This window comes from Nocardia altamirensis NBRC 108246 (genome assembly GCF_001612685.1).
Lineage (GTDB): Bacteria > Actinomycetota > Actinomycetes > Mycobacteriales > Mycobacteriaceae > Nocardia > Nocardia altamirensis.
On sequence record NZ_BDAY01000146.1, the window covers coordinates 1 to 7320 of the forward strand.

The following is a 7320-nucleotide window of genomic DNA, read 5'->3' on the forward strand; positions in this document are numbered from 1 at the left end:
GCTGACCTCCGCAGTCAGGTGCGCATTCTCTTGTTCCAGCCGGGTTACTTGGCTGTGGTCCGGTTCAAAGATCTTTTCGGGGACGTGATCTTGAGAATGTTGAGCGGAGACAAATGGTGCGTGTCGTGCGGTGTGTTGCAACCATATGACTCCGCTCAACGGCGGTGAGCAACCATTTCTCTCCCGTCAATGGCTCAGCAACCACTTGACCCCCGTCAACGAGCCGCACAACAATCCGACTACCGCCCGACGAGCCGCACCGACCTTCCTCGTCCGCTCGGCGGCAGCCGCGCTCACCCAACAGCTCTCACATTCGGAAGTCACCGATTGTCGGGTCGCCGAACATTCCGTGCTGCGGGGACTTCAGCGGCAGCGGGCTCAGCATGTCCTTGTGGCCGTTGCGGACGCTGCAATACTTGAACGGGCCCTTGGGGTCGAACAGCCGCGCCATGTGCGGATCCGCGTGATCGAGGAACCACACGCTCAAACCCGTTGCGCCGTCGAGACGGAAGTGTTCCCAGGCACGCCACATCGCGTCCAGCCTGGCGATCGCTTCGGCGTGCTGCCACCACTCCGGGCACCACACCGTGTCGCTGAGATCGGTGACCTGCCGCCGGTACACCAGGCTCAGGTAGTTCTCCACGAACTCGACCACGCTGGAGTAGATCATCGGTTGCTGCTGCTGTTCAGTCATGCCATCGCCTCGCTGGCGTTCGGCTCCCTCACAGTGGCCTGACCTCCTCGACCTGTCCGTACTCCGGTGGCGGCGTCGCCTTGCTCAGCGAAGGCCTACCGGGCATCAGATCGCCGATTTCCGTCTTGCGCTGCGGATCGTGATGCGCGATGGACTTCGTCACTTCGGCAGCGTACTCGCCCTCCCACCACGGGACTGTGCGAACCAGTACCGGCGGCGCGCCGGACGGGAAGACGATCACCCGGCCGCGCGGCAGCTGGGCGAGCGCCTGAACGCTGAACGTCTTCGACGACCCCAGCGAACGCGAATAGCTTTTGCCGCCAGAGGATTCCGACACCGACGCGGAAATGACTTCGTAGTCGCCGATGGCCTCGGAGCGCTCACGCAGGAAGGCCGTGTCGTCGACGCCGCTGCCGAGCACCTTGATGTTCGCGGCGGCCCACAGCGCGTTCATGCCTGCCTCGCCCCAGCAGCGCACGCCCTGCGCCCAGGACTGCAGCACGGTCATCACGACGATGCCGCGCGAGCCGAAGTGGCTGTACTGCTTGGGCAGATCCTTCCAGCGCACCACGTTCGCGGCCTCGTCGAGCACCGCGAGCAACGGGATCGGCAGCCTGCCGCCCGCGGAACGGGACGCTTCGCGCATGGCCACGTCGATCACCGCCTCGGTGAGCGCGCTGACCAGCGGCGCCGCCGAGCCGCGACCCTCGAGCGAGAGGCTGTACAGAGTGCCGTTGTCGCGGATGAACGCGCGCTCGTCGAACTGGAGCCGGTCGCCGCCGCGCTGGATCCACGGGTGCACGTTGGACAGCTTGAGGCAGCGGACCATCTTCTTGGCGGTGCCGAAAATGCCGCTCTTGGTACGTTCGTCGGCGTTGTACTGGGAGGCGAGACCGGACGCGGTGTAGTGGTGGCGGGCCGCACGCAGCAACTCGATGGGCTCGGTGTCGCGCGGGTTGGTCACCCATTCCCACACCTGCACGATCGGCCTGCTGCCATTGCGGTCGCCGATGGCGGCGGCCAGGAACAACCCGGCGAGCAGATCCTCGGCCTCCGGATCGAAGAACGCGTCGGTCTTGGCGTCGGAGCCGTCGTCGCCGTCGGCGAAGTGGCCTGCCAGCCGCGCCGCCCGCATCTCGCAGCCTTCGTGCCGCGCGTCCACCCAGGCCAGCGGATCCCAGAACCAGGTCGGTTCCTCGCCTGCGACACCCTGCGGGTCGAAGACGAAGGTGGGACTTCCCTTGGCCTCACGGACATCTCGCGTCGCGTCGACCACGTCGCGTTTGTTCGAGGTGGCCAGCACCGGACCGATCGCGGTGAGGATCGCCGGGATCACCCGCGACGTCGACTTGCCCTGCCGCGGTCCCCAAATGTCGAGGTGCAGATCCTCGTAGGAGCCGTACAGCATCTGACCGTCGGCGATGCCGATGCCGATCGGCACGCCGGGCACGTCGTTGCTGCCGAGCCGCACGCCGAGCTGCATGGCCTTGTCGTACACGCCCTTCGCGGTGAGATGCCCGATGGCGGCGCCCTGGCCCATGACGTCGGCCTTCTCGTCGACCGGGAGCACGCCGACCGTCTTGCGCTTCTTCAGCCGCTTGCGGATCACCACGTAGGCGAGCACCGCGACCATCACCAGCAGCACGATCACCGTCGAGGCACGCGGCCACTGCAGCTTGCCCCTGACCAGATCCGCGACGATGGCGATCGGGTTGATCGGGATCGACTGCGGGGTCACCGCGAGCGCATTGCCGAGATGCAGTGCCACCCACAGTGTTCCGAGTACCGCGAAGCCGACATAGAGCAGGATCATGGTCGCGTCCGGGCCGACGGCGGCCGGATCCTTTACCACCTTCTTCGCCATGTCTGCCTCCTCTTCTGTGCGGGAAATGTCTTGGTGTTCAGCGGAACGCGTCGAGTCGCCAGCCCTCTGGCGTGCGCACGACGGTGGCGATGACCGTCGCGGGCGGCAGCGATTCCTTGCGGCCGTTCGGGTAGACCACGGTCTGTTCGATGCCGACCTTGAACTGCTGGGTGTTCGGATCGGCGCCGGCAGGCGCCTTCTCCCCCGACGCGAAGGTGAACGCGTCGACGCGGGCCTGCGCCGCGGCCCAATCGGCCCACTGCAGCGTGGCCTTCGGCGTCTCCAGTCCGGTCGGCGGGCCGTCCAGGACGCGGACCAGGCTGGGGCCCAACCACTTCCGGGCCCGCCCCAGCGACGCGCCTTGCGCCTCGGTGGCGGGCTGCCAGGTGTAGATCTCCTTCAGCGCGGCCACCGCGACACCGTCGGGCGTCACCGGATCGGGGGCGGGGACGCCTTCGAGCATCCTGGTTGTGGACGTGGCGGGCTGTCCCCCACCGGATCCCGTCCCCACGCCGTCCTCGCGGCCGCAGGCCGCGCTCAGCATCGCGACGCTCATCACCAGCATCACCACCAGTTTCGCGCGTACCTGTGCTCTGTTCACCGCGCGGCGCTCCCCGGATCCTCCGTGGTCACGGCGAACCGTCGCCGCGCGTGCCGCTGTGTTATTCCAGGCTAGCCGCAATGACCGACAGTTCGGCAGTCCCGAGGTCGCGTGTTTGCCGGGGGTATTCACAGCACCCTCCTCGCCCGGCTGTCGCCAGGGACCGCCACCTCGCCGACGCCGCCCGCAGATCGGCCGACGAGACCGGGAACGGCCTTGATCATCCGTCCGTTTCCGGCATAGATGCCCACCTCCGCAGGACCGCGCGGGCCGAACGAGCTGAACACCAGATCACCCTCCTTGATCTTGCTCATCGGCACCTCGACGCCTGCCTCCCACTGCTGTTCAGCCGTGCGTGGCAGCGACACCTTGCCGGACGAGGCCGCGAACACCGCGGCCGAGGTGAGACCGGGCCCGTCGAGGCCACCGCCGGTCGGGCCCTGCGGTCCGCCGCCGCCCCAGACATACGGCGTGCCGAGCCAGTCGTGCGCGGCCTCGACGATCTGGCTGCCGGTGCCGCTCTCCTGCGGCGCGAATCGGCCGACCGAGCCCGGCGCCCGATACTGCGCCTCCATTGCGAGGATGTTCGCCACGTAGGGCTGAGTCTCGGAATAGTGCGCCGCCACCTGATTCGGCATGCCGCCGGACGCGAGCACCGCGCCCTCGCCCGCGTTGTAGGCGGCCAGGGTCAGCGCGGTGACGTCGCCGCTCACCCGGCCTTCGGACTGCCACTGCGAGATCTTGTGCGCGATGGCGCACATGTAGCGGCCCTGCCCGATGATGGCGTCACCGTCGTCCCACACGCTGGCCGAACCATTGCCGTCGGCGTCGATCACGTAGGGCTGCCCGTCATCCGGGTTCACGCTGGTTGCGGTGCTCGGCAGGAACTGCGCCAGGCCCTGCGCGCCCGCGGGCGAGGTGGCGCCGCGGCGGAAGCCCGACTCCTGCCTGCCCTGCGCGGCCAGCAGCGACGGGGTGATCTGCGGGCAGATCGAACCCGCACGGCGATACCAGATTTCGAGCTCGGGCGGCACCTTGCCCGCGGCGAGCGCGCCGCCCGCGCTGCCGAAGCCACGGTTGCACCGCGGATCACTGGAATATGCCTGTGCGCCGCCGACATCCGGGGTCGGCGCGCCGTCGAGCCATGGCAGCGGGTCGATCTGCCTGCCGCCGGTGAAGCGGCCGCCTGGCACGATCTCGAAATGCAGGTGCGGGCCGCTGGATTCGCCTGCGGAGCCGACCTGGGCGATGGGCTGGCCCGCGGTCACCGCGTCACCGACGCGCACGTGCACGCCGGAATCCCACATGTGCCCGTAGACCGCCGAGTACGCGCGGCCGTTGGTGTCGACCGAGTCGACGACCACCCAGTTGCCGAAACCCGAAGCGGGGCCTGCGGCGACGACGCGGCCGTCGGACACCGAGTAGATCGTGGTGCCGTCGGCGGCGGCGAGGTCGATGCCGCGGTGTTGGCCGCCGCGCGCACCGAAGGTGTCCGACAGGGTGAAGGTGCCGATGGCCAGCGGCATCGTGCGGCGGATCGGCCCGGAACCCGCGGCGAGCGAGGGCGTTCCGGTCACGGTCGGATTCCCCGGCGTGCCCGCTGCGGCCGGGTTCGCCTGTGCGCCAGGCGATTGCGCCGTCGAGGTGGCCCGTGGATCGCCGGGCGCGAACCCGCCGAGCGGCGGCAGCACCGTCCCGGAGCCGAGCAATGACGAACCCTCACACGGGTCGTCGACCGCGGGCAGCACGATGACCAGCACCACGGTCATCAGACCGAGTACCGCGCCGAGGCATCCCCAGAGGAGCCCCCGTCCGCTCACCGTGGCCTCGCCGGGCCCGGCCCCGCACCGCGCACCGGAGCGTCACGGTTCACTGGCCGCGCCGGGATTCGTTGAGGGTGTCGGCGAGGGTGCGGTTCATCTCGGCGGCGGCCGCCAATTGCTGTTGCAGCAGCGCCACTTTGCGGCGCAGCGCGGACGCGTCCAAGCGTTCCAGACTCGGCCCCTCGGCGGCGCGCACCCAGTTGCGCACCGAGTTCGTATGCACGCCGATCTGTTCGGCGACCACCCGGCAGGCCTCCGATTCACTGCTCAGCTGGCTGGTGAGCGCGACAACCTGCTGGACGGCGGCCTGCCTCACCTCCGGTGAGACCCGGCGATAGGAACGGTGCGGCATCATGCGACGCACCTCCGACCGCGCGGCATCGGTAACTCGCGTCTGCGCTGATCTCTCATGCGGCACTCCCGCTCGGCGAATCCGTTCCTCGTGCGGTCGATTCGGTGAACTCGCTGAACCGCTGGTTGGTGTCGTGGATGCCGCTCTCCTTCTCCGAGAGCGTGAACTCCATGTGGAAGGGGATGCCAGGCCGGCGATCCTCACCGATCTTCAGCAAGAACTTGCCGGTGCCCGGCGGCGACGGCCGCAGCTGGCCCGGCTTGAGCGCCTCACCCGTCAACGCCTGCGGCGCGGACCAGCCGGTCACCATCTGCTCCTCGGCGGAGGTGAACGGCACGATGCTGTCCAGCCGCTTGACCTCCTCGGCGGGCAGCGCGCCGAAGATCTTGGCACGCGCGCGTTCCAGGAACCCGAGCGCCTTGGCGATGGCCGATTCCGTGCCCAGCGCCTGCAGGTCCTTGATGGTGTGGCTGATCATGATCAGCGAGGTGGCGATGCCGCGCTGCAGACGAGTCAGCTCGTCCACCCGGTCGACCATGAAGTCGCCGAGGCCGAGCACCTGCCACAGCTCGTCCATCACCACCTGGAAGTAGCGCTGCGGGCCCATGTCCGCGTCCGAGAGCACGTGCGCCGCCTCCACCGAGGCGAACCCGTCGGCCCAGCAGGCAAGCATGACAGCGGCTTTGAGCTTCTTGTCGCCGGTGGGGATGTGCGAGACGTCGATGCAGACCGCGACGGCGCTGGTGTCGATCGGCACCGAGGTCTGCCCGTTGAAGATCGCGCCGAACGGGCCCTGGGTGAGCGCGCGCAGCGAACGACGCAAACCCTTGATGGCGATCTGATACTCGTCGACGCCGTCGGCGCCCGCGTCGAGCATCAATTCCTCACCGCCGGTGACGATCACCTCGAGCAGGTTCTCCATGATCGGCGGCTGGTCCGGGGTATAGCCCGAGCCAGGCTGGTACAGGATCCGCAGGCCGGTGGAGATCAGCGTCTCCTCGTAATCGCGCACCCGCGCGCCGCGGACCAGTTCGACCAGGCCTGCGATGAGCGTCACCTGACGGGCCCGCAGGTCCTGCAGCACCTGAAGTTGCAGGGCAGGAAGGTCTTCCAGCCGCGGCACCACGGCGCCGAGCACGCCTGCGGCCAGCGGGTTGAGCTTGCCGTGGCCGTAGCCGAGGTCGATCACCTGGCCGCCGACCAGCTCGACCATCTTGCGGTAGTCGGGCTTGACGTCGGCCAGGATCAGCGGCGTGATGCCCTGCGCGATGCCGCCGAGCACGATCCGGCGCACCAGTGACGACTTGCCGAAACCGTTGAGCCCGAGCACGAAAAGGCTCGGCGCGGTGATGAAGCTGCCGCGCAGGAACCAGTTCATCGGATCGAAGCAGACCGGTGCGCCGGTGTGCAAGTGCGAGCCGAGCGGGGTGCCGATCAGCGGCGCACCCGCGCCGACCGACCACGGCCACAGGCCTGCCACCTGCGCTGTCGTCGCGCGGTATTCGACCGGCCTGCCGACCACGTTCATCCGGCCGCCGCCCTCCCCCGCATAGCCGCGGTCGGTGAGCTGGGCCGTGCTGCGGTCGAATCCGTCCTCGAAGACCTGCTCGGCCCGCGCGGCGTAATTGCGACGACGGATGTCGTCGGTGCGAATCCGGAACTGCGCGAACGCCGCCCGCAAGCCGGTCTGCTCGCGGACGATCATCTCCAGCTTCGCGCGCGTGACCTCATCGAGCAGCGGCGGGCCCGACTGTTTGCGCCGGTCCGCCTTGGCCTTGGCACGCAACGCGGCCTTGTCCATGATGGGAGTGCCCATCGCGCGATCGGCGGTGTAGTCGGTCTTGTTGCTGCGCTGGGCATTACGGGCAGCCCGCGAGCCATTGCGATCCCGCACTTCGCGTTCCGGCTTGGCCCGTGCCGGTCGCGGCCTGCCACGCTGCTCGCTCTGTGCCCCGCGCGGATCGGCCTGCCCGCCGCGCGCTGGAC

General features: G+C 68.8%; 6 protein-coding genes. All 6 read right to left on the reverse strand.

What is annotated here, in order from left to right:
• Positions 1–307: 307 nt before the first annotated feature.
• On the reverse strand, positions 308–694 hold the full coding sequence (locus tag NA11_RS43420; RefSeq protein ID WP_069167964.1) for a DUF4913 domain-containing protein: 387 nt from the start codon (positions 692–694) through the stop codon (positions 308–310).
• A gap of 28 nt (positions 695–722) precedes the next feature.
• On the reverse strand, positions 723–2558 hold the full coding sequence (locus NA11_RS43425; protein WP_069167965.1) for a type IV secretory system conjugative DNA transfer family protein: 1836 nt from the start codon (positions 2556–2558) through the stop codon (positions 723–725).
• Between the two features lie 37 nt (positions 2559–2595).
• On the reverse strand, positions 2596–3159 hold the full coding sequence (locus tag NA11_RS43430) for a hypothetical protein (RefSeq protein WP_245746590.1): 564 nt from the start codon (positions 3157–3159) through the stop codon (positions 2596–2598).
• Positions 3160–3287: 128 nt separating this feature from the next.
• The gene (locus NA11_RS43435) at positions 3288–4979 is read right to left on the reverse strand and encodes a peptidoglycan DD-metalloendopeptidase family protein (protein ID WP_069167966.1); all 1692 of its coding nucleotides are present in this window, start codon (positions 4977–4979) and stop codon (positions 3288–3290) included.
• A 49-nt stretch (positions 4980–5028) separates the two neighbouring features.
• The gene (locus NA11_RS43440) at positions 5029–5337 is read right to left on the reverse strand and encodes a transposase (RefSeq protein ID WP_069167967.1); all 309 of its coding nucleotides are present in this window, start codon (positions 5335–5337) and stop codon (positions 5029–5031) included.
• 52 nt (positions 5338–5389) lie between these two features.
• The coding region (locus NA11_RS43445) for a putative type IV secretion/conjugal transfer ATPase (RefSeq protein WP_439957150.1) at positions 5390–7320 on the reverse strand (1931 nt) is incomplete at its 5' end.